Consider the following 1,015-nt stretch of genomic DNA (forward strand, 5'->3'; position numbering starts at 1 on the left):
GGTAATTCTTATTCAAGGTAAAGAAAGTTGTTATGTCAACCAGACTATCGCAACGCTCAAACATGAACTAGGCTCTAAATTTGAAGATATTTTTAAGACGATTACTGCTGACAATGGATCCGAAGTCAGTGAACTAACTAAAGTAGTCCCTGATCGTGAAAATGGAGGCATTTATTACGCTCATCCCTATGCCTCATATGAACGTGGGAGTAATGAACGCAACAATAAAATTCTCCGCAGAGTATACCCCAAGGGAAAACCGATCATAGCGCAACCGGTCCAAACAGCCCGTGAAACGAGTAATTGGATGAATAACACACCTCGGCGATCGCTGGGAACCCAGACGCCGCGGGTGGCACTCGAAGCTGAATTACAGAAAACATTTCAAGCAAGTTAAAGGGTCAGCAGTTGACGTGAGCTTTGGTGGGGAGAAAGGCCTTCGCCTCCCGGCTCAGGTCTTTCTCCCCACCAAAGAGCTGTCCTAAGCTACTAAAGTGATAAATGATAAATGGAAGTGGCTAATTTAATATTGAAATTTCCGTAGTTTTTAATGTTATAAAATTAAATAATTAATAATATTGTTTTGGCTTTTTTACTATAAAAGAAGATTTTATCAATGAAAGATAAAAGAAAAAAACGAAAACGGTTTTATTAAAAAAGTTAAAAAAGTTGTTGACGTATGGCTTTTATGGCGGTATATTATTAAATGTTGTCACCGAATAACTGATTCTTCGATAATTTAATTAAAAAAATTATTGACATCATCGAATATAGTTGATATACTATAAAAGTTGTCGTTACGACTGCAAAGCCTTAAAACAGATAACCTTGGTATTATAAATTAAATTAAATTCTTATTGACAAAGAATTGATAATCTGATATTATTAAGAGGTTGTCAGTGCTGACAACAAGTTTTGAAAAGTAGATCTTTGAAAACTGAACAAAGTTTCGACAAATCAAATGTGTGAGGTCGCTTATCTCAACGATAAGTGCAAACAACATTTGCGAAGTCAA

1 protein-coding gene is annotated in these 1,015 nt (G+C 35.7%); it reads left to right on the forward strand.

Annotation, left to right across the window (positions count from 1 at the left end; genetic code table 11):
• The coding region (locus LACPOB_RS12675) for an IS30 family transposase (RefSeq protein ID WP_040533247.1) at positions 1-397 on the forward strand (397 nt) is incomplete at its 5' end.
• Positions 398-1,015: the final 618 nt, after the last annotated feature.

This window comes from Ligilactobacillus pobuzihii E100301 = KCTC 13174 (assembly GCF_000349725.1).
Lineage (GTDB): Bacteria > Bacillota > Bacilli > Lactobacillales > Lactobacillaceae > Ligilactobacillus > Ligilactobacillus pobuzihii.